General features: G+C 43.4%; 17 protein-coding genes and 1 pseudogene. 9 read left to right on the top strand and 9 right to left on the bottom strand.

The genetic code is table 11. From position 1 onward, the window contains the following. The first annotated feature begins 22 nt into the window (after positions 1-22). Both P7F88_RS06935 and P7F88_RS06930 read left to right on the top strand, forming a co-directional pair. The gene (locus P7F88_RS06935; protein WP_277823123.1) at positions 23-706 is read left to right on the top strand and encodes a L,D-transpeptidase family protein; all 684 of its coding nucleotides are present in this window, start codon (positions 23-25) and stop codon (positions 704-706) included. Positions 707-743: 37 nt separating this feature from the next. Next, a pseudogene (locus tag P7F88_RS06930) lies at positions 744-2,197 on the top strand (FAD-dependent oxidoreductase). 28 nt (positions 2,198-2,225) lie between these two features. Here P7F88_RS06930 and P7F88_RS06925 read toward each other — a convergent pair. From P7F88_RS06925 to P7F88_RS06905, 5 genes are read right to left on the bottom strand one after another with little or no spacing between them, the layout of a single operon-like run. Continuing rightward, on the bottom strand, positions 2,226-2,501 hold the full coding sequence (locus tag P7F88_RS06925) for a nitrogenase-stabilizing/protective protein NifW (protein WP_277823121.1): 276 nt from the start codon (positions 2,499-2,501) through the stop codon (positions 2,226-2,228). Positions 2,502-2,537: 36 nt separating this feature from the next. After that, entirely contained in the window at positions 2,538-2,954 is a 417-nt protein-coding gene (locus tag P7F88_RS06920; protein ID WP_277823119.1) for a hypothetical protein, read from the bottom strand. Between the two features lie 9 nt (positions 2,955-2,963). Beyond that, positions 2,964-4,256 carry a hypothetical protein gene (locus tag P7F88_RS06915; RefSeq protein WP_277823117.1) on the bottom strand — a complete coding sequence of 431 codons (1,293 nt, stop codon included), beginning with the start codon at positions 4,254-4,256 and terminating at the stop codon, positions 2,964-2,966. Positions 4,257-4,312: 56 nt separating this feature from the next. Then, positions 4,313-5,404, bottom strand: a complete 1,092-nt coding sequence (locus tag P7F88_RS06910; protein WP_277823115.1) for a response regulator — start codon at positions 5,402-5,404, stop codon at positions 4,313-4,315. Beyond that, positions 5,397-8,567 carry a response regulator gene (locus tag P7F88_RS06905; protein WP_277823113.1) on the bottom strand — a complete coding sequence of 1,057 codons (3,171 nt, stop codon included), beginning with the start codon at positions 8,565-8,567 and terminating at the stop codon, positions 5,397-5,399. Before P7F88_RS06905 ends, P7F88_RS06910 begins: the two co-directional genes overlap by 8 nt. Positions 8,568-8,825: 258 nt before the next feature. On the opposite strand from P7F88_RS06905, the gene P7F88_RS06900 reads away from it, so the two are divergent. The 3 genes from P7F88_RS06900 to P7F88_RS06890 all read left to right on the top strand — a co-directional run bounded on the left by P7F88_RS06900 (position 8,826) and on the right by P7F88_RS06890 (position 13,467). Continuing rightward, a complete protein-coding gene (locus tag P7F88_RS06900) occupies positions 8,826-10,724 on the top strand; it encodes a PhoX family protein (RefSeq protein WP_277823111.1) in 1,899 nt (632 codons plus the stop codon). Positions 10,725-10,908: 184 nt separating this feature from the next. Next, positions 10,909-11,070, top strand: coding sequence for a hypothetical protein (locus P7F88_RS06895; protein ID WP_277823109.1), 162 nt, complete (start codon positions 10,909-10,911; stop codon positions 11,068-11,070). 816 nt (positions 11,071-11,886) lie between these two features. Beyond that, a complete protein-coding gene (locus P7F88_RS06890; RefSeq protein ID WP_277823107.1) occupies positions 11,887-13,467 on the top strand; it encodes an L-lactate permease in 1,581 nt (526 codons plus the stop codon). A gap of 54 nt (positions 13,468-13,521) precedes the next feature. On the opposite strand, the gene P7F88_RS06885 is transcribed toward P7F88_RS06890, so the two are convergent. Then, a complete protein-coding gene (locus P7F88_RS06885) occupies positions 13,522-14,427 on the bottom strand; it encodes a LysR family transcriptional regulator (RefSeq protein ID WP_277823105.1) in 906 nt (301 codons plus the stop codon). Between the two features lie 243 nt (positions 14,428-14,670). On the opposite strand from P7F88_RS06885, the gene P7F88_RS06880 reads away from it, so the two are divergent. Next, complete coding sequence (locus P7F88_RS06880; protein ID WP_277823103.1) at positions 14,671-14,943, top strand: D-fructose-6-phosphate amidotransferase; 273 nt, start codon at positions 14,671-14,673, stop codon at positions 14,941-14,943. A 71-nt stretch (positions 14,944-15,014) separates the two neighbouring features. Here the strand turns inward: P7F88_RS06880 and P7F88_RS06875 are convergent, their stop codons facing one another. Next, complete coding sequence (locus P7F88_RS06875; RefSeq protein WP_277823101.1) at positions 15,015-15,992, bottom strand: DUF2860 family protein; 978 nt, start codon at positions 15,990-15,992, stop codon at positions 15,015-15,017. A 240-nt stretch (positions 15,993-16,232) separates the two neighbouring features. On the opposite strand from P7F88_RS06875, the gene P7F88_RS06870 reads away from it, so the two are divergent. After that, a complete protein-coding gene (locus tag P7F88_RS06870) occupies positions 16,233-16,454 on the top strand; it encodes a hypothetical protein (RefSeq protein ID WP_277823099.1) in 222 nt (73 codons plus the stop codon). Positions 16,455-16,639: 185 nt separating this feature from the next. On the opposite strand, the gene P7F88_RS06865 is transcribed toward P7F88_RS06870, so the two are convergent. Together P7F88_RS06865 and P7F88_RS06860 are read right to left on the bottom strand one after the other, a co-directional pair. Continuing rightward, on the bottom strand, positions 16,640-17,515 hold the full coding sequence (locus P7F88_RS06865; protein ID WP_277823097.1) for a DMT family transporter: 876 nt from the start codon (positions 17,513-17,515) through the stop codon (positions 16,640-16,642). Between the two features lie 87 nt (positions 17,516-17,602). Next, a complete protein-coding gene (locus P7F88_RS06860) occupies positions 17,603-19,360 on the bottom strand; it encodes a sigma-54-dependent Fis family transcriptional regulator (protein ID WP_277823095.1) in 1,758 nt (585 codons plus the stop codon). A 226-nt stretch (positions 19,361-19,586) separates the two neighbouring features. On the opposite strand from P7F88_RS06860, the gene exaC reads away from it, so the two are divergent. Together exaC and P7F88_RS06850 are read left to right on the top strand one after the other, a co-directional pair. Continuing rightward, the gene (gene exaC / locus P7F88_RS06855; protein WP_277823093.1) at positions 19,587-21,107 is read left to right on the top strand and encodes an acetaldehyde dehydrogenase ExaC; all 1,521 of its coding nucleotides are present in this window, start codon (positions 19,587-19,589) and stop codon (positions 21,105-21,107) included. A gap of 166 nt (positions 21,108-21,273) precedes the next feature. Continuing rightward, the gene (locus P7F88_RS06850) at positions 21,274-21,963 is read left to right on the top strand and encodes a VC0807 family protein (protein ID WP_277823091.1); all 690 of its coding nucleotides are present in this window, start codon (positions 21,274-21,276) and stop codon (positions 21,961-21,963) included. The last annotated feature ends 3 nt before the right edge of the window (positions 21,964-21,966 follow it).

Here is a 21,966-nt window from a genome sequence, read left to right as displayed (position 1 = left end):
AGATAAGCGCATTTAATTTACGGTGTTTAAATTTTTCTTTATCCCCTTATTCACACTCTTCATCTCATTTCTGGTTCAGGCATCTGAACCAAAATCAACGCGTACTCTCGAAGAAGCAATCGAAGCCTTCACACCACGAGTCAGAGCGGAACTTACTCCCTATTTTGATAAAGCGAATATCATCTACCCGCCTGATAAAGTAACGCTACTGGCAATCAAAGAGCGTCATATTGTTGAGGTTTGGGCGACAAGCGGAGCCAAAACAAGTTTCATTAAACAATATTTTATCTGGAGTGCCAGCGGGGACTCAGGACCAAAGTTAGAGGAAGGGGATAAACAGGTTCCAGAGGGAATCTACAAGGTGATAGGGTTGAATCCGAATAGTAAGTATCACCTCTCTATGGCTCTCAATTACCCTAACGAGTTTGATATGAAATGGGCAAAAGCTGACAAAAGGCACGATCCGGGAGGAGATATCTTTATTCACGGTGACTCATACTCTGTTGGCTGCCTTGCAATGGGAAACAAAAACATAGAAGAGCTTTTTATTCTTGCTGTGGATACCGGGATTCGTAACTTCGAGGTTATAATCGCACCAGGTGATCCAAGAAAACGCCGCCTGGAACGCAAAGAAAGTGATCCGAAGTGGGTTGATACCTTGTACAAAGATATCGAATCGGCCTTTAAGCCTTTCAATTTAAGATAATTACACTTTCACCAACGTTATAGGGAATCTAATCAAGGTGGAGAATTCAATAAAAAATTCCTCTGCCCCTCATGTCGGCATTATTGGGGGCGGAATTGCAGGTTCTACAACGGCACTGCATCTTTCTGAACAAGGTTTTAACGTTACTCTGATCGAACGAGGGAACGGCCTGGTTAGTGGGCCACCTATCTGCCATCTGCATGCTGGTGGTAATTTATACAGAGAGATATCGCAACAGCAATGCCTGGATCTGTTGAGACAGTCAATTGATACCGTTCGTCTTTATCCGCATGCACTTAATGTCAGGCCTACGGTTATTGCTACACCTGTTACAGATAAGGGTGAGCCCGAAGCTCTGCTTCCAAGACTAGAAACAATTCAGAATGCGTATAGTGAACTTGTCGAACAAGATGAAAGAAATAGTGTGTTGGGCGATCCGAACGACTACTACCGATTATTCTATAGGGATGAACTTGAAGCACTCGCATTGAGCACGCAGTCTAAACACCCGGTCACTATAGAAGAGTGGCTTATTCCCTTTGCCAAACATACCGATTTGGACAAGCTCAAGTTTCCAATTGTTGTGGTTCAGGAGTTCGGGTTAAGCGTTTTCCGGTTAGCCGCGAGTGCGACCCTTTCTTTAGAATCGCATCCCCAATGTAGGCTTCTGACTGGTTGCAGTCTGGACAGTGCTGATTTTGATGGAAGACGTTGGAATCTAACTTATAGTGATAAAAATGATAGTAAGTACCCACTGGAAGTCGACTATCTGGTTAATGCGTGTGGTTATCGAAGCGGTACTATCGATGACGTTACCCGTCAGCCACAAAAAAGGTTGGTTGAGTTTAAATCTGCGTTTGTTACTCGCTGGCCAGAATGTGAAATGCACTGGCCCGAAGTGATTTTTCATGGCGAGAGAGGCACACCAAACGGTATGGCTCAATTGACCCCTTATCCAGATGGTTTTTCCAGCTGCATGGGATGACAGAGGACATTACCTTGTTTAGAAACGGCCTGACATCCTCAGACGAAAACAGTTCTCAGCCAAGGCTTCCAAAGGAACTTGAGAGTAAGATTACCAGTGGCTGGCCAGAGGTTGTTCAGGTGCAGAGAACCACCCTTGCTATAAATCATCTAAGTCAGTTTGTTCCAACTTTTTCCTCAGCGGTTGAAGCAGGAAAGCCACTATATGGTGCTCAACAGATCCCAGGGTCGGATCCCTCTTTGAGAGCGGTTGATGTCTCCTTTACAGATAATCACTATGCTCGCGTTGAAATTGTCAAAGCCTCGTCGGCGTATCAGGCAGCCTGTAAGATTGCAGAACGAGTCAGACATTTAATGGGATTCGGCAGAGAAACTGAAGACCCAGAGTCCATTGAAACGATGCATCCAAATCATCTTGTTCAGAACGCACAAACGATTGAGTGGAAAGCCATTAAACTGGCAACTGAGCGTGGCTACCCAGAGGCATTGGCAAAAATACCGGGATAAAACTATTACTGGCTATATAGGGGAGGGGCTACCGGCGTTGGCAGGAAGTACACCCCCTGCAAGCCGAACGTGTATGAGGATCCAGGCGACTTCTCTGTACTTTACAGTACGCCTTTTTTAGCGCCCGGCGACCAGAAAACCAGTCATCGGGCTTGTCCATAAGCAGGTAGCCATTAAAACGTTTCATTAGCTGAGTCCGATACTCGTCAATAAAGCGACTATCAAACTCAATCTCGAAATAATCAAGCGCCTGTTCTATTGATGTAAAACCGGCAATCGTTTTCTGAATATCTGACTGGCTCATAGTATAGTTACCTTTGATCTCTGAGCCAGTATATACTCAGTCCGCTAAAACTGTCACTGTCGGGGGGAGCATCACATTGTCAGTATCAACATATCCGATGGCTCCGGGTCTATCGATGACGAACCGTAATATCTCTTTATCATTGTTCAGCTCTATTGGCGGGGTGCCCTTACCGATAAAGCGTCTTACCGTCCAATAAGCTGAGTATTTGTCTTCATCCTGTTTTAGAAACTTATCGAGAAACTTATTTCTAAGCGGACTTTGTGGTTTCGCATTAACCGGAATGACAGATAGTCCATCGAGCTCAATGATCCTTCCTGTGTAAATTCTGAGGACGGTATCATGAGTTAGTGTTCCCATATTGCTACTTCCTATCACGACGATATCAGCAAAAGCACTTTTAGCAAGCATCACCGAAAGCAGTAAGAAGAAGGTCAGATAGTTATGTTTCATACCTCCTCCTTAAAATACAAAGCTATAGGATAAAGAAAACACCGCGATGTCTGCGCCGCTGATGTCGGTGCCAGACGGGGTATCTACCAGGCTTGAAGCATTACCGATATGGCTGAGCATAAACTCTGCCTTTAGTTTGCTGGTTGGAGTGAGCCGGTATGAAGAGCCTATTGCCATCGAATATTGGTCGTAGTTTTGATAAACGTCCGCCATCACTTTTTGTGATGCATTGATGACCTCAGAACCTGGTACTAAATCAGGGACAGATGAGCTATTCAATGCGTTATAAAACTCAGTCTCATCGCTATCGGTTTTTATCTGAGAGTAGAATATATAGGGAGTCCATTTGCCAATGCTCTTGCGCAGGGAAACATATCCGGTGTAGCTGTTTTGTCCATTGGTTACGTTGCCTATCGTTCTTCTCGCCGCCAGTTCAAACGCAAGTCGGGTATCGTATCCAAGGCCAATGTCTGCACCAAGGTTGGCAATGATAACATCCTGGTGATCAACGGGTGTCGCGCCTTCGTAGGTGTAATAGCCGATACCATTGCTCTCTGCATAAAGTGGTTTTTCATACCAGTCGAACTGGTCGCTCCTGTTTTTACTTATTGCATAATGAATACCACCGATGTAGGTGTTCTCTTCAGTTTCATAGGTTAACGCCCCGCCAGTTAGCTCAATATCTATCGGAAAATAGAAACTTCCCGCATTGATATCGGTCCCCACGTCTTCACGGTAATAAAAACGCCAGTCTGTACTGACTACGCCGTAGTAGGCATCGAGAAAAAGATCGCCCTGAGAAAGAATGAAAGAGCGGTTTATAGATATCCCGGTATAGTCGTAAGTGGGACTCAAAGAATCGAATTCAGGCGGTACCCGAACATAGTCATAGGTTACTCCAACATCCCGATTCTCGGAGTTTAGATAACCGGGAACACGTAGCATACCCGCACGTAGTAACCAGTCATTTGTAGGGCGATAGGACAAGAATGCCCAGGCAATGTTTCCCTCCCAGCCGCTATCTTTAGAGGAGTTTGCCTTTATCTGTGGTTGTAAGGTAGCGCTGAATTTAGGGTTAAACTGAATATCCAGCTGCCCGGCAAGCAAACTGTCCTGGCGGAAGGTTCCGCCGTCATCGATGTTAACCAGATAACCATATGATTTATTAGATTGCGTATAGCCGATAGTGCCAAACCCCGAGAAGTCGACCTGTATCTCGGCACGCGCAGTAAAGCTACTTGCACAGAGCAGGGTTAACAGCCCCGGAAGCCAGGCTTTGACGTTGTTATGCGTTATTTTCACTGCTAAATCCTTTTATATAACTGTTATATATAGCTATTATTATAGTTTGGTTTGTTTTAGTTGGTTTCATCCGGCCAGCTATCTGCTATTGAGATACATTGATCCTCTATAGCGATTAAAGCATCGACTATCTCCGGGTCGAGGTGATTGCCACTATTGGTTTTAATTACATCAATGGCCTCTTCGTGGGTTAGTGCATCTTTGTAAGGCCGGATACTCCTTAGTGCATCGTAGACATCCGCAACCGCCATCAATCGAGCGGATACAGGTATTTCATCACCATGCAGGCCAAATGGATAACCACTGCCATCCCATTTTTCGTGGTGGTATAAAGCAATATCCATCGCGCAGTTCAGAAAATCATCATCTCCACCCATAAAATCAGCGGCTTGTTTAAGTATTTTGTAGCCTCTTTGGGAATGAGTTTTCATTACCGAGAATTCTTCGCTAGTGTGTTTATCCGGTTTTAGCAGAATGCCATCAGGAATAGTGATTTTGCCCACGTCGTGCAGTGGCGCTGATTTAGCGATGAGATCGATCTTATCCGGTGTCAGATAAGCGTGGTGTTTGGATGATTGAGCTAGCTTCTCTGCCAGAGCTTTTACATATGCCTGAGTTCGTCTAATGTGATTCCCGGTGCACTCGTCCCGAAACTCCGCCAGAGAAACCATCACGTGGATGGTGGCATCTTTAAGCTGATTAACCTGGGTCAGACGTCGGGAAACCTCATTTTCAAGCCACTGGTTATTGTCTATTAGGGAGTCTTGCCATTCCTTTAGTCGAAGATGATTTCTCACCCTGGTTTTGACGATGGGTGGGCTGATTGGTTTATGGATAAAATCTACCGCACCTACTTCGAATCCGTGCTCTTCATCTTCGACAGATGATTTCGCTGTCAGGAAAATCACAGGCACATGGCAGGTTATGCTCTCTTGTTTTAGACGGGAGCATACTTCATAGCCATCTATGCCTGGCATCATTACATCAAGCAAAACCAAATCTGGTGGAGAGGAGAATGCCAGCTCTAGTGCTCTGGTTCCGTTATTAGCGATCTTTACACGGTACTCATCATTTAACAGACCGGTTAACAGCGTTAGGTTGGTAGGAGTATCGTCTACGATAAGTATTGTTGGCCGACTCTTATCCATGCTCTCCCCTTAGCTTGTTGAGACACTGTAATGCCCTGTCAAACTCGTAATGATTGATGTACTGATGAAGTCGAGACACTTCCAGTTTAGGAAGAGTCACTGAAAGTTGATTGTAGCTTCTGCTCCATAACTCGATGACCTCTGAATCGCCTTCAGATAACAGCTTGATCAGCTTAATGATCATGGCTTTTGTATCAACATCTGGCTGCTCAGTCTCCTGTTGAGTACTGGCGATATTCCGCTTAATCTCGGAAATGATAGGTTGTAGCCCCTTTGCGAGTTCCGAAACTAGACGAACGGCATCCTGTTCTTTACGGAGCAGTATAAATTGCTCAAGTGTTCTTGCTGTCTCTGTGAGTTGATTCGCGCCTATCGTTTTCGATAATCCAGCCAGGGAGTGAGTATAGATGGCGGCTTCTTCCCAGTTTTTTGCATTTATGTGGTTGAATGTTGTATCTGCATAAGCTGAGAAGTCTAGAACAAAATTAGAGAGCACTTTCTGGTAGAGAACCGGGTCTCCTGCGGAGTTACGTAACCCTTGCGCAATATCGAGGCTGCGGATATTTCGTATAGCTACCGTCGATTTGTTCCCTTCAGTATTATTGCTATCTGGCATTTTCGGGATAGCAGGTTGATAGTATTGATCAAGAGTGGAGTAGAGTGTTTCCGGTAATATCGGCTTAACGATATGACCATTCATACCAACCTGTGTGCCTTTCTCTATCGCTTCTGTCATCGCGTGTGCTGTCATTGCAATGATGGGGAGGTGTTCGTAATAAGGGTTGGCACGAATCTGTCTTGTTGCCTCGAAGCCATCCATAACCGGCATCTGTAGGTCCATCAATACGGCATGGTAGTGATCACACTCGTTACCCATGATTTTGTTTACCGCTTCCTGCCCGTTGCTCGCAATATCGACACTGATGCCTTTCATTTTCAATAGATCGACAGCCAACTCCTGATTGGTTCGATTGTCTTCTACCAACAGGACATTCATACCACGCAGATAGTGTGTCTTCTCAGGCACAGAATCCAGTGTGACTGAGATGGACTCTGTTTCATAGATGGATGAGAAGAGGCTCTTTAATGTGGTAGGAAGAATAGGTTTTGGCAGGAAATGCCTGACTCCCATATTCTTTACGTGCTCATGAATGATTTCAAAGTCATAAGCTGAGGTGATAACTATCTCCGAGGTTTCTCTTACCTCAATCTCTTTTAGCGCATAGAGGAAGTCACCCCCATCCATTCCCGGCATTAACCAATCTAGGAAAATTAAGTCATACGGAGAGCCTATATTGCTGGCTTGTCTTATCATTTCAATAGCTTCTAAACCGCTGTTGGTAACATCAACCTCATGGGAAACACTTGTCCCCTTACCAAACGCGTAGATCATTCCATGAAGCACATCCCTCGCTTCTTTTTTATCATCGATGATCAGTATTTTTCGTGCTTCGTTGCTGGTATCAATAGGGTGCTTCAACGGGATATCAGCGACTGTGAACTCGGCAGTAAAAGTAAAGGTAGAGCCTAACCCCGGGGTGCTCTCAACGTTAATTTCACCATGCATAAGTTCTATCAGGGTTTTAGAGATGCTCAGCCCAAGTCCCGTACCACCGTATTTTCTGGTCGTTGAACTATCCGCCTGAGTAAATTCCTGAAATAATCGGCCGACCTGTGCTTTGGTCATGCCTATACCACTGTCTTCTATAGAAAACTGTAGCACTATCTTTCCCCGGTCACGATTGACGATATCCACACCAAGAATAATGCAGCCCGATTCGGTAAACTTCACGGCATTTGAAAGCAGGTTATTAAGTATTTGCCCCAAACGTATAGGATCACCAATCAGAGTTCCGTCCTCCTCCATCAAAAATGGATCGCGGACAGAGTAAAGAAGTTCGATCTCCTTTTTTTGTAAAGCTGGCTTAATAAGAGGTAACGCATTCCCGACAACATCTTCTATTCGTAACTGGGTTTTTTCTAACTCTATTTTTCCGGCTTCAATTTTAGAAAAATCGAGAATGTCGTTGATGATGCTTAATAATGACTTACCAGCATTGTGAATGGTTTCAATATAGTGTGTCTGTTTTGTCGACAGATCGGTTTTCAAGGCTAAATAAGCCATACCAATAATGGCGTTCATTGGTGTGCGTACTTCGTGGCTCATATTGGCGAGAAACATAGATTTAGCTTTCGTTGCCTCCTGGGCCATTTGGTTTGCTTTTTCCAGTTTCTGCTGAACCTCTTCACGGTTGTGAATATCTTCTTCAATGGATTCGGACATATGGTTCAGCGTATTGCCAAGAGTAATAAGCTCTTGAGCGCTCTTTCCTGAATCTACTCGTGTTGAGTATTTTCCCTGTGCGATCTCTTCGGCGGCATCGGACAGGCGCTTTATTGGAGTGAGAACATAGAACTTGAAATAGAGGTACGAGACAAAGACCAAAAATAGCGTTGTGATAACGGCAATAAATGCATTTGTTATAAGGGTTTTTAAGTGTTTTGTAGCCAGAGAAATTTCTGTCGATGTACGGTTTTCTACTTTCATCGCAAGATCGTGAATTGCCTGAGATAGCGCCGCTTTTTCACTGTTGTAGCGTTTACTAAAAACCAATCGATTGGCGAACTGAAGGTTTGGCTCTATGTCTGATACAAAATCTTGTATTTTAGGGTCATACAGCCCCTGAGTCGCGGCAAAAGCGATTTGTTCCAGTTCGCCAAGTGATTCCAGATACTTGAGTATGTCGTTGAGGGATTGGATTTCACTGTTACTGAAACCCAGCCCTTCCATCCTGGTAAATAGAGAAGTGCCTCCTTCGTTTAGTGGTGGATGATTTTTAACATTGGCTATCACATCATCCCAATAAGTTTCCGGGTTGTAATCGACAGGAGGGACTTTTTGACCGTTTCGAATGGCAATAATATCGTAGTAATAGAACAGGTAACGAGACTCACTTGTTGCCGTATACAAGCGTACAAGCTGAGCGAGTTGACTCGTTTCTGTCCTCAGATCATGGGTTAGTGCGAGCGATTCCTGACGATGGACCTGAGCCTGTATCACTTCATCGTATGCTTTCTTAACATTAACTACAGCGTAGGAGTTAATGAGTAACGCCAGCAATAACACCAAAGAAAAATAGATAGAGGCCGTAGAAAGCTTCATGTAGTAATTCCTTTACTTTTCGATACTTATAGACCTGGCTATATATGAGTATAAGTATTGTCTCTTAATACTATATCGGCAAATGTGAAAGAATATTTATGCTTAAAAGAGTTGTAATTTGTGATCGGGTGTTTTTTGTATGGTATTTAAACTGTTAAAAAACTGTAAGTTCATTGTCACAAATGTTCATCATTATATTGCCTTAATTATAAGCACCATAGAAAGGTGCGCATTTCAGCATATAAAAGGAAGCACATAATGAATGAACTTGATCATAACAACGATCAGCGCCCATTAGATCATGAACCTGAGTTCAACCGCTTTGTTGACGCAGCAATATCTCGACGTCGATTTTTGAAAACAACAGGCGCGGCGGGTACCGTTGGCTTTTTTGCGGCTAGTCCTATTAGTCAGGCTATTGCCAGTACCATGTCATCTAAATCGGAGTTGATGGGTTTCGAGGCGATTCCTACCTCGACAGCAGACACTATCACAGTGCCAAATGGTTATCAGGCGGATGTTCTTATTTCCTGGGGTGATCCGGTTGTAAGTGGAGCGCCTGTATTTACTCAGTCAAACGATTCGAAGGCTCAAGAAAAACAGTTTGGCGACAATAACGATGGAATGACATTCTTTCTGGTTTCTGATGATCGCGCGGTTCTTGCTGTTAATAATGAATACGTAAATAAAGAGTATCTTTACGAGCATCAGGGGAAGAACATTAGCGCCGATGACGCCCGAAAAGCGCAGGCTGCTCATGGTGTTTCGATCGTTGAACTCAAAAAAGAAGACGGAAAGTGGGTGGTAAATCCACAGGGTCGAGTAAACCGCCGAATTACGGCATTTACTGAAATGGAAATGACAGGACCGGCTCGAGGACATTCTTTGCTTAAGACAAGTGCGGATGAGTCTGGAATGAAAATTCTAGGCACCATGAACAACTGTGCCAATGGTCAGACACCATGGGGTACCTACCTGACTTGTGAAGAGAACTTTAATGGATACTTTGGTTCGTCGTCTGAACAAGAGCTAGGAGATACTTATGCTCGTTATGGTTTAAAGAATAAAGACTGGGGCTATGACTGGTATAAACATGACGAGCGCTTTGATATGGCGAAGCACCCGAATGAACCACATCGCTTTGGGTGGGTGGTAGAGATCGACCCAATGAACCCGAACTCAACGCCTAAAAAGCGCAGTGCGCTAGGGCGTTTCAAACACGAAAACGCGGCGTTAACCATCAATGGTTCTGGTCATGCTGTTGTATACCTTGGTGACGATGAGCGTGGTGAGCATCTCTACAAGTTTGTTTCTAAAGGCAAATACGTACCGGGTTCAGATTCAAATCGTGATCTTCTGGAAGAGGGGACTCTTTATGTTGCGAAGTTTGATGGCGCTGAAGGTGAACTGAACGGGAAAGGGGAGTGGCTAGAACTGACCTGGGGCAAGAACGGCCTTACTCCGGAAAATGGATTCCCGGATGCTGCGTCGGTGATGATTTTTGCTCGCCAGGCAGCGACTCAGGTTGGCGCTACAACAATGGACCGTCCTGAATGGGTAGCGGTTCATCCGAACAATAAGTCAGCGTTCTGTACTTTGACAAACAACAAATATCGCGGTGTTAAAGAGACACAGCCATTAAATGTGGCTAACCCTAGAGAGAAAAACCCATATGGTCACATTATTCGCTGGAATCCAATGAATAGCGACCACACCGCAGATACGTTTGAGTGGGATATCTACGTACTGGCCGGTAATCCGGAAGTTCACGAATCTGGTTTGATGGCTGGCTCTGATAATATCAACAAAGACAACATGTTCAATAGCCCTGATGGAATCGGGTTTGATATGGCTGGTCGCTTGTGGATTCAGACTGATGGAAACTACAAAAATAAAGATGGCTTTGCTGGAATGGGTAATAACCAAATGCTTTGTAGTGATCCTGAAACCGGAGAGATTCGTCGATTTATGACGGGCCCGGTAGCTTGTGAAATCACTGGGCTTACATTCTCTCCTGACCACAAGACTATGTTTGTTGGTGTTCAGCATCCAGGTGAAAAACTGGCTCCTTCTCATTTTCCTGAAGGTGGCAATAGTATCCCACGATCGTCTGTTATCGCCATTACACGTAAAGATGGTGGTGTAATAGGCGCATAGTCCCTTGTCCCAACCCCTAATAAAGGCCTCGTTAATCTAACGGGGTCTTTTGCTTTTTGAGTTTGGGTATTAAGCGTTTTGTTGAAATTTTGAACTCTATAACATAATAATTCAGCTTTTCGGGGGAAAATATTCAGGCTTAACTAGTTAAGAGAATGTCTACTTCAGCAGTAAGGTGGTTCGTATGGATAGAGTTGCCCCCAACTCACCTGTCATTCCAGATGAGAAAGCTGAGAACAGTGATAAAGAGATAAGCAGAGATCAGGCGTTAGAGAGAGCTACTAAGCTGGCGCTTGAAACTGTGGACGAAATGTTCCAGCAACCAGGAAAGAGTAGCAACTCTTAAGAGTTAGCCTCTTTTTTGTTCTTTTTTTCAATCATCATCCAAAAGTCACAGGCAGCTCTGTCTGCCTTAGTGGGGTTGCCCCAGGCTCCGCAAAGGTCGATAGGCTTTCCCGAATTCCTTTCAAATTGACGACAGTTCCCACAGCATTTTTTCATCACGAGTACTCCTTTAGCTCAACTTAGTGTAGAGATTGTAATTCATTTTTGGTTCAAAGCTATATGCATGTGCGTTACAAATTTAAAATTAACATAAAATTAAATTAATTAACCTAAATTTAATTTACATATACTTAAATATAGGTACATATTCCTAAATAAATGATGCTCAGTACCTATTTGGTATTATGTTATTAAATTTCAGTTTATATAGCTAATAATAGGTATGAATAGATAATAATTGGCGAACTAATGCGTAATTTTACTACATGACTGTAAGTTAATACGAATTGGTTTAATGTTATTTTGGTGTTTTTATATATAAAAATGGCGATTAATTAATGATGCTTTTGCAACATACTGTTGCTTGATGAGTGTAATGTAAAGAGTTGCTCTTAGAGAGATTATTATCTATATGTTTGAATTATAGCAATAAAGTGTCTTTGTGCTTAAATCTTAGACAGCTTGATAGATTCGATTTTTAAGTTTTACGTTTGTGCGTTAATGAAAACTTACTTTTCACTTTATTAAATCCATTTAAACTGGTTAGTGAAATATAAAGTTGCTGTCTAAAAGAGACGGAAATAATTACAAATATAAATGTTAATAATGTTTAACAAAATAACGTAAACTGAAAAATGGAATAATGGAGTAGTTCTAAATGACAACCCTTATTATATCTGTAGCCCCAATTATCTTTTTGATTTGGATGATGACAAAGAAAAATGGTGTGCCATCTCACATTGCATTGCCCATTACTGCGTTGATTGTCGGATCGCTACAGTTTTTTTACTTTAATACTGATTTCACGTTAATCAGTGCAAACATCATCGCTGGTACCCTTTCTGCTATTACCCCAATTTCTATCGTTGCCGGTGCTATCTTAATCAATCGGTTAACTTATTTATCTGGTGCTGAGTCAACTATTCGCAAGTGGCTGGAAGGTATTAGCCGAAATAAAGTGGCGCAGTTGATGATCATAGGTTGGGCGTTTGCCTTTATGATCGAAGGTGCTTCCGGTTTTGGTACGCCAGCTGCCATTGCGGCTCCAATTCTTGTGGGGTTAGGATTCCCCGCCTTGAAAGTTGCGATGCTTGCACTCGTGATGAACTCCGTTCCTGTATCTTTTGGAGCGGTCGGGACACCTACCTGGTTTGGGTTCTCAAACCTAGGCTTAGAACATGCAATGCTTCTTGAAGCTGGCCAGGTTAGCGCCATGATTCATATGGTAGCTGCGTTTATCGTACCACCTATGGCACTGAGATTTGTGGTGAGCTGGAAAGAGATTCAACAAAACTATGTGTTTGTACTGATCAGTACTTTATCTTGTACAGTGCCTTACTTTTTGATCGCTCAATGGAACTATGAATTTCCTGCGTTGGTCGGTGGGGCTATAGGTCTTATCACTTCAGTGATGGTCGCACGAACCGGACTTGGATTGGTTAAAGAGGGTGAACAAGAAAATCAATCTTCTGCTGTGTCTTCTGCAGAGGTTTTTAAAGCGATGACACCAACGCTTCTGCTCATCGTTATTCTTATTGTTACTCGTATCAAACAGTTTGGTATCAAATCGATGCTTACAGATAGCACTGAAATGCTGAGCTTCTCTTTTGGAGCATTGGGCGACTTTAGTGTTAGTAAGGCACTTATCTTTAAGCTGAGTAATATCCTGGGAACAGACGTTAGCTGGGCTTACAAAACGCTTTATGTACCAGCTTTGATTCCATTCCTCCTGGTTGCGATCATCTCTATCTTCGTATTTAGGCTGGAAAGAAGTACTGTAACTCAGATGTTTGCTGAGACTGGAAACCGTATCAAGATGCCTTTCATTGCGCTGGTGGGTGCTTTGATAATGGTTAAACTGATGATGACGGGAGACCAGAACTCTCCAATTATGGTTACGGGCAAGGCTTTCGCCGATCTGATGGGAACAAGCTGGCAGTATGTTGCGTCTTATCTCGGTGCTCTAGGGGCATTTTTCTCTGGATCCGCAACGGTTTCAAACCTTACGTTTGGTGCTATTCAACAGACTATTGCGCTAAATGTTGGCCTGCAACAAACTACCATTCTTGGCTTACAATCTGTAGGTGGCGCGATGGGTAATATGGTATGTATAAACAATATTATTGCTGTATCTACCATTCTAGGGATAGCAAACCAGGAAGGTTACATTATTAAGCGTACGGTCATTCCTATGATTGCATTTGGGGCGGTGGCCGCTGGTATGAGTGTGGTTGTTTAAACTTTTTCACTCAATAAAGAGCTGTGATTTTTCGCAGCTCTTTTCGATTTCCGACTAAAATTTCTGAGTATTTCGGTTGTAGCAATCGTAGATATGTTCTATCAGTAGTTTTGTTTTGACAGGAAGATGCTTTGTATAAGGGTACACGGCATAAATACCCAGACATTTAGCGACCTTATCCTGCAGAACTTCAATCAAATCTCCACTAGATAGTTCATCTGCTACTAATACTCTTGGCACATAAACTAATCCCTGCCCAAACAAAGCTGCTTTTCTTAAAGCAGAGGCATTGTTAGTACAAAAGTTACCTGAAACATTTACTGTTACCGGTTCTGGGTCGCCTTTAAACAGCCATTCATAAGCGCCAGTCTCCTGATAGGAGTAACCAAGACAGTTGTGTGCAGCAAGATCTTCCGGTGTGAGCGGTACGCCACGCTCTTTTAAGTAAGCCGGTGCAGCACATATTACCCAATGAGCATCGACCAGTCGGCGGGCAATAAAGCTTGAGTCGGGTAAGACGCCTGTTCGTATAGCGAGATCGTATCCCTCAGCGAGGAGATCGACGAAGCGATTATCCAGGTCCATATAAACTTTTATATCGGGATACTTTTCACCGAACTCAGCAATTGCCTGAGGAAGAACAAGTTCACCAGATATGGTCGGGACCGTGATGCGGATAGTCCCGGACAATGTATCGCCAAGCCCTTGAAGCTCCTCTTCGGCACTTTGCACCGATTGATAAATCTCCCGGGCATGTTTATAGAATACTTTGCCTGCTTCAGTGAGGCTGAGCTTTCTGGTTGTTCGATAGATCAGTTGGGCACCGAGGTCTTTTTCTAACCGAGTGATGCGCTTGCTTATTACCGATTTGGTTAGATCCACCTTCTCAGCCGCTTTGCTGAATGAACCTAATTCTATCAACTGATAGAAGATTATGAAGTCATCTGTATTTCGTACCATTGTTCAACTATGTGCAACAGTGCTAGTTATCGTTGCAATAAGTTTAGCTGAATGGTTAACAAAATAATGATAGCTGCCACAGAATTTTAGAGGTCAACTACAACTTAGATTGGAATACTGAGCTTATTCCAAAATGAATATATAAAACTAACTTCATATAATACAGTTCTTTAGTGAGATCTGGATCACATAAAATTCCAACAACAAGAGTAAGTTGTATGCCTTCAAAATAAGGAGATAAATATGACGGCTTTAAGGGTTTATTACAGAGATTTTTGGGGGTTAGTTCTAATCATATCAACTCTTTTTGTGGTTATCGCGCTTGAACTGGATCTGTTGGCACTTCTAGCACACCTAACTCATGATGATGTCGTTGCGAGTATCTTCTTACATGAATCATTTCCGCTGTTTCTATTTGTTGTCCCGCCATACTTCATCGGACGATATATTAATCAACGTAAATGGGTAGCAGATACTATTGCTTATCGTCTTAGAGCTAGTCTGGGTAAAGGTTAAATTGACAAAAAGCCATCCTGATGAAAAGGATGGCTTTTACTTAAACCTAAGTGGTGCGTTACTTACTCAAGTTAGAACTTAAAGCTTACACCTGCACCAGTAAACAGACTCTTTTCATCATAGAAATCGATATTCGAATCGATGTCGCTATACGACGCTAAGAGGTTGAATGCAAGAGTATGAATACCAAATAGATCCCCGTACTCATAAGCGAATGTAAAGCCTAACTCGCTATTATCCTGAGTTTTTCCAAATACAGGGTTTTCTTTATCGAAGCTCACGCTGGCATAATCTGCGGTTAAAGCAAAAGATTGGTTTTGAACAATTCGGATCACAGTTAAACCAGCGCCATAGCGAGTGTTTGACAGTGCATCACCTTCAGCATCAAACTGATTGAGTCGGATAGAGGGTAGTATAGTCGTTACTCTATCTGGCTTTAATCTAGCAGATAGTTTTCCGTAAAAACCATCTCCGTTCCGATCCAGTTGAGAGCTATAAGCACCATAGGCTGTTGTACCAGAGAATTCATCTTCAATATCTTTATCGTAGGTCGCGATATCTACTCCAAGACCGGTACTTAATATATTGGTGTATTGAATACGGAAAGCTTGCCCGGATTCATCGGTGGTTAATCGTTCCTGACCTGTAACAAAAGGATCCGCCCAGGTCTCTTTGTCCATAACCGATGGAAGCCAGGATATTGCAACAGATGAGTTCGGTGCAACTGACAGCTTATAGCCGAGTTCAAGTGCTACCAGCCCCTGAACCACATCAGCACGTGATGTACCTGCAAAGACCTGATGCGCTGAACCCGGACCGAATGTGTATCTCAGCTGACCCAGTGGCAGGAAGAGACCACTTGAGTCAGATTCTCCGCCGCTATCTAAATCGCCCGTTTTGGTTTTATTATCCGTATTGAAGTTACTTTCGGACGAGGTATACGCTCCCATAAGAGAGAGCTCGCCACTAAAGCCAGGATTTCCAAAACCGGCAGCAGCAGGCAGGCTAGCCAAGCCTATCACTGCGGATAAAGCAAATTGACGCGTCATAATTATGTATCCCCATTTGCAATAATGGTTTTTAGTTTTTGGTATTTAGTATTGTATCAAATTAATGATAAAGGGATTTTTCAACAATACAAATTATATTATATCCATGTGGTATTTTTATTTGCCACTACGTATAGTGAGCGTATGTTTATTTAAAAACTCTGCAACATGTCCTTAATTTCAAAGCTTACCCTGCTCTTGGCTTCTTTCACCGCTTTTGCAAATGCTACGGGGGCTAACTTGCAAACCTCTGACTCAGTAGATAGTGGTGAATACAATTTTATGACTGTAGGAATGGGGCTATGGGATTGTTCTCAGGTTGGCTTACCCGAGAGTAGCCAAGCTCTGCTAGCTGTTGGAACTGACAACATTGGACTTTATCTGGCGGATGAAGCGATTACGTTTGAAGGGTTCAGTTCACATCATCGGTGTTTCGAAGAAATCATTATGTTGTTGCTCTAGATTCAAAATGGTTAGCATTTCGTGAGGATGGCAGAGGAGAGACATCAGAGCTTGAATTTAACTACGAGTTTAAGGTGCTGACCAAACGAGTTCATCAGGCTGGAATAGCAGATATCTCGAATTATCATTGCCGTAAAAAATCGCCATAAGAATGTGCTGTAGGCGATTTTTCACTCGACTTATATTTACTGCCACATCACCAATATTGCGGCCACTGCTACCATAAGCAGTGCTCCAATGTCCTTTCTCTTTATCCCTTCTTTCAGCCAAAAGTAAGAGATCAATATGGTAAAGAATACCTCTATCTGCCCGAGAGTTTTGACATATGGAACAGCCTGAAGGGACATTGCTGAAAACCAGCCAAACGAACCAAAAAAACTTGCGACACTCGTCATCGCTACCAGTTTAGGTTTGCGAATCATTTGCAACAATGTAGCTCTGTCACGAAGTAGCAGGAACGTAACCAGCATGACAGTTTGGATAAATATGACTAAAAACAGTACCCAGGCGGCTCGGTGAGGAAAGGGTAGGTGAAGGCTTAAGCTGGACTCCCGAATCCACAAAGAAGTCAAGGCGAATGCAGTGCTGCATGCTAAGCCCAAGAGTGCGGTAGAGAGGGAAATGCTCCTGAAGCCTTGAGGGCAACTCAGTATAAGAACGGCTACACCACCTATCAAAACACCAATCCACCCCAAAAGAGAAAGAGATGTGCCGAAAAACAGGACACCGAGAAAAGCTGAGACTGGTGCTTCACTCTTTGCAAGCCCGGCGCCAATAGCAAAGTTTTTTTGTTTAAACAGAACCACCATTAAAGCGGTTGCTATTATCTGCATCACTGATGCGCCGAGTATATAAAAAACAGACTCGCCAGTGATGGTTGGTAGCTCAGCAGGTTGCCACTGGTAAAGGGCTGCCAGATAAATCAATGCAAGCGGACTAGCCCATAGAAAGCGGGCCAGGGTGACACCAGTTACGTTGAGTTCTTTGCTTAGTTTGCTTTGAAAAGCATTCCGCCACGACTGGCTAAATGCGGCCAAAATGGTAAATAGAATCCAGCTCACGAAGAGATCTTATATTTGGTTTAATTGAGCTCTTATTGTTATGTAAAAACTCGTTGAGTAAAAGGGTTAACAGTAATAACGAGTCGATTATTTGAGTATTCCAATCTTGCGAAGCCGTCGGTATAAAGTATTTCTACTAACACCCAATGCTTGTGCAGTGCGACTGATATTTCCTTTGTGAGCCTTGTAGCTTGTTATAAGAGTATCTTCAACAGTGTCTCGAAGCGTTTCGATTTGACTAGAGTCAGAAGCGTTTAAAGGTATCGAAACCGCTTTAAGTAGATGCGATGGTATATGTTCGGCCGTAAGTGATTCTTCCCCATCAGATAGGAGTGAAGAAACTTTAATAACGTTGTCGAGTTCACGAATGTTACCGGGCCATTGATAGGTCATCAGAGCTTTCATCAGTCCATCATCTATTAATTGACTTCCTTGTTGATGCTTTTCGTGAACCTTCTCTATGAGTTGCCGCTTATCTTTTCGATCTCTTAATGGCGGAATATCTATCACCAGCCCATTCAACCGGTAGTATAGATCCTGGCGGAATAGACCTTGAGAAACAAGCTGTTCGAGATTCTTGTGAGTAGCGGACACTACTTGAATATCGACGCTATACGTCTGATTTGATCCTACGGGAATTATCTCTTTATCCTGTAATACGTGTAGCAGTCGACATTGAGCGTCAAGTGGCATGTCAGCGATTTCATCGAGGAACAGTATACCTTTATCTGCGTTTCGTATTTTACCCTCATAACCTTTACTGCTTGCCCCAGTAAATGCGCCGGGAGCGTATCCAAACAGTTCTGACTCCATTAAATCTTTTGGTATAGCACCACAGTTGACGGTAACAAGTGGCTGTTTTTTTCGATTGCTTGCATGGTGTAGTTGCTTAACAAACTCATTTTTACCGACGCCTGTCTCACCGAGCAACAAGATATTAATTCCCTTGTTAATCAAGCGACAGCTTTGCTGCCAGGCTTGTTCTATACGTTCATCTCCAAAGTGTAATGAAGTGGAAGCGGAATACACTCCAACCTTATGTGGTGTCTTTGTAATTTGAGACTGCCGTTTACAGAAGAGTGGTGTTTCACAGCGTTCAATTATATGTTCAATTGGCTTTCCTACGATCTCGGTTTGATCGAGTAACTGTGTAGCAATGTTGTTGTGTGCCACGATATTCCCATCTTCATCAGCGATTGCTATGCCTTGCCAGCCACTAGTGATCAGTGATTCATCTAGTGCCAGGTCGAAACGAGTTTTTGCGTCAGGGTGTTCAAAAAGTAGCTCATTTTCGATTCTTCGAACCATACTCTGAACGAGTTGAAGGGTATTTCCATGATGTAGTCGCTGCTCACTGGTAATATCGAGAATGCCTAGTAAGTTTCCCTCATAATCAAAAATAGGGCAGGCGGAGCAGCTAATAAAGTGGTGTCGGTTTACGAAGTGTTGATTACCAATGACCGAAATGGCTCTTTGTTCAACTATTGCTGTGCCGATAGCGTTAGTCCCTTTAACTTTTTCTTGCCAGCATATTCCTGTCTCAAGGGATATAGAAGCAAGCTTGTCATCAAATTGCTTTTTTCCCCATGAAGCAATAATAACGCCATCCGCATCACTAAGAATAAGTTTGCTATTTGTCCTTGCAAAAAGCTGACAAAATAGTGGTTTTGCAAACTGCTCGGTTAGAGAAATCACTCTGGATAAGCAGGCTTTTCGCTCACCTAACTGAGCATTGCCTAGCTTTATGTTGTCTGCTGCTCTGTTTTTTAAGATGCCTGCTTTCAGGCTTCTTTGCCATGAATGACTAAGCCAGTTCTGTGGCTGTTCAATTATCTCTTGTCTCATTGTTCCACTTTGTAACAGTTAGGGTGTGCCAATCTGAAACACCTGAACATTTAATCAATCAGGTCAGGACAGCGATAAACTCACCTGAGTTTAATGTAAATAAAATGTAATCATAGTGTTAACTGTCGTGTGGGGCAAGTCTAGCGATTCTGGCGTGTGATTTGCGTTAATTAGTGTCACACGAGAGTACGTGTATCACTGAATGTATCGGAAAAAGGAAAATGACATGATATATGCTCAACCGGGAACAGAAGGCTCGATTATTGGCTTTAAAGAGGTTTATCAGAACTATATTGGTGGCCAATGGGTAGAACCAAGCAGAGGGGAGTATTTTGAAAACATCTCCCCGGTAAACGGTCAGCCTTATTGTAAAGTCGCACGCTCGACTCAGGAAGATGTTGACCTGGCAATGGATGCAGCTCATAAGGCGAGAGCTGGCTGGGCGGCTACAAGCGCAGGTGAGAGGGCAAATATCTTATTAAAGATCGCTGATCGCATAGAGCAAAACCTCGAGGAGTTAGCTGTTACTGAAACCTGGGAAAATGGCAAGCCAGTTAGGGAAACCTTAGCCGCTGACTTACCTCTTGTCGTTGACCACTTTAGGTACTTTGCCGGTTGTGTCAGAGCACAAGAAGGCACTGCAGCAGAGCTTGACGTAAATACGGCTAGTTATCATTTCCCTGAACCAGTGGGTGTTGTTGGTCAAATTATTCCATGGAACTTCCCTTTATTGATGGCAGCATGGAAACTGGCTCCCGCACTGGCGGCTGGGTGTTGCGTGGTTTTAAAACCGGCTGAGCAGACTCCTACTTCAATATTGGTACTGATGGAGAAAATAGGTGACTTGATTCCTGATGGTGTTGTAAATGTGGTTAATGGTTTCGGCTCAGAAGCGGGTCAGGCGCTTGCAACGAGTGAACGCATCGCTAAGTTAGCGTTCACAGGCTCAACGAGTGTTGGTCAGCATATTCTTAAATGTGCAGCAGACAATCTGATCCCTTCTACAGTGGAATTAGGGGGTAAATCTCCAAACATCTATTTTGAAGATGTGTTTGAACATGAAGATGCGTATCTTGATAAGTGTGTTGAAGGCATGCTACTTGGCTTCTTTAATCAGGGTGAGGTGTGTACCTGTCCTTCCCGTGTGTTAGTTCAGGAGTCCGTTTACGAGAAATTTATCGCTAAGGTGGTAGAGCGAGCTCAGACGATAAAGCAAGGTAACCCGATGGACACAGAGACTCAGGTGGGTGCGCAAGCATCACAAGAGCAGTTTGATAAGATCCTGGGGTATCTGAAAGTAGGGCAAGAAGAGGGAGCGAAAGTACTGCTAGGTGGAGAGGTCGCTGAGACAGATAGCAACCTAAACACGGGATATTACATCCAGCCAACCATTCTTCAGGGGAAAAACAATATGCGAGTGTTCCAGGAAGAGATTTTCGGGCCAGTTATCGCTATTACTACCTTTAAGGATGAAAAAGAAGCGCTAGAGATCGCTAATGATACCGAGTACGGCCTCGGAGCCGGGCTTTGGACACGTGACGCAAACCGTGCATATCGAATGGGGCGTTCAATTGAGGCAGGCCGAATCTGGGTAAACTGTTATCACATGTATCCGGCGCACGCTGCCTTTGGCGGATATAAGAAATCCGGTATCGGTAGGGAAACCCATAAGATGATGCTTGACCACTACCAGAACACGAAGAACTTGCTCGTTAGCTATGACGTTAACCCACTAGGATTCTTCTAAAAATATTAGCGGCTCATGGTTCACTATTTTCTGCCAGGGCCGCTTTTTATATACAAGTGTTACAAGTCGTTACAGAGTAATTCGATTATTTAACTTTACAACATGGTGTAAGCAAGGAACAATTCGCTATCTTTAGATAAGTAGCAATCTATTCTGGCGAGTTAAGATGGATAAGAGCAAAAAAAGCAACCCGATGTTTGAGGTTGCCTTCAATGTATTGATACCTTCGTTGATTTTGATGAAGTTAAGCGGAGACGATCAGCTTGGACCTGTTGTTGCTCTTGTGGTTGCGCTAGCTTTCCCTGCTGGCTATGGCGCAAGAGAGCTTCTACTAAATAAGAAAATGAACTTTATTGCCGCTCTTGGTTTTGTCAGTGTGTTATTGACAGGCGGAGTTGGGTTGCTTGAACTTGATACTCGTTGGCTGGCATTCAAAGAAGCTTTGATTCCTGGATTGATAGGTGTGGGTGTTCTTATCTCAACGTTCACGCGCTACTCACTAGTGAAGAAAATGTTCTTCAACGAAACGCTATTCAATATCTCTTTAATCAGAGACCGTTTAGCGAAAGCGGGTAAGCAGCTTGAGTTTGAGCAGTGCTTGACGACATCAAACTATCTGTTTGCCAGCACCTTCTTCTTTTCTTCCGCGATGAACTATTTCCTGACCACCTGGATAGTGACTAGCCCTGCGGGGAGTGTAGAGTTTAATGAGCAGTTGGGTAAACTAACTTTATATAGTTACCCGATGATCGCTATCCCAAGTATGTTGGTGATGGCGGGAGTGTTCTACTATGCCTGGCGCCAACTACGTTCTATGACGGGATTAACCAGCGAACAAATTCTTGTAGAGAAGTAGAAG

The organism is Vibrio hannami, assembly GCF_029589055.1.
GTDB classification, from domain to species: domain Bacteria; phylum Pseudomonadota; class Gammaproteobacteria; order Enterobacterales; family Vibrionaceae; genus Vibrio; species Vibrio hannami.
The sequence above is the reverse complement of the archived record's forward strand: the minus strand, read 5'-3'. Positions and strand labels throughout refer to the sequence as shown.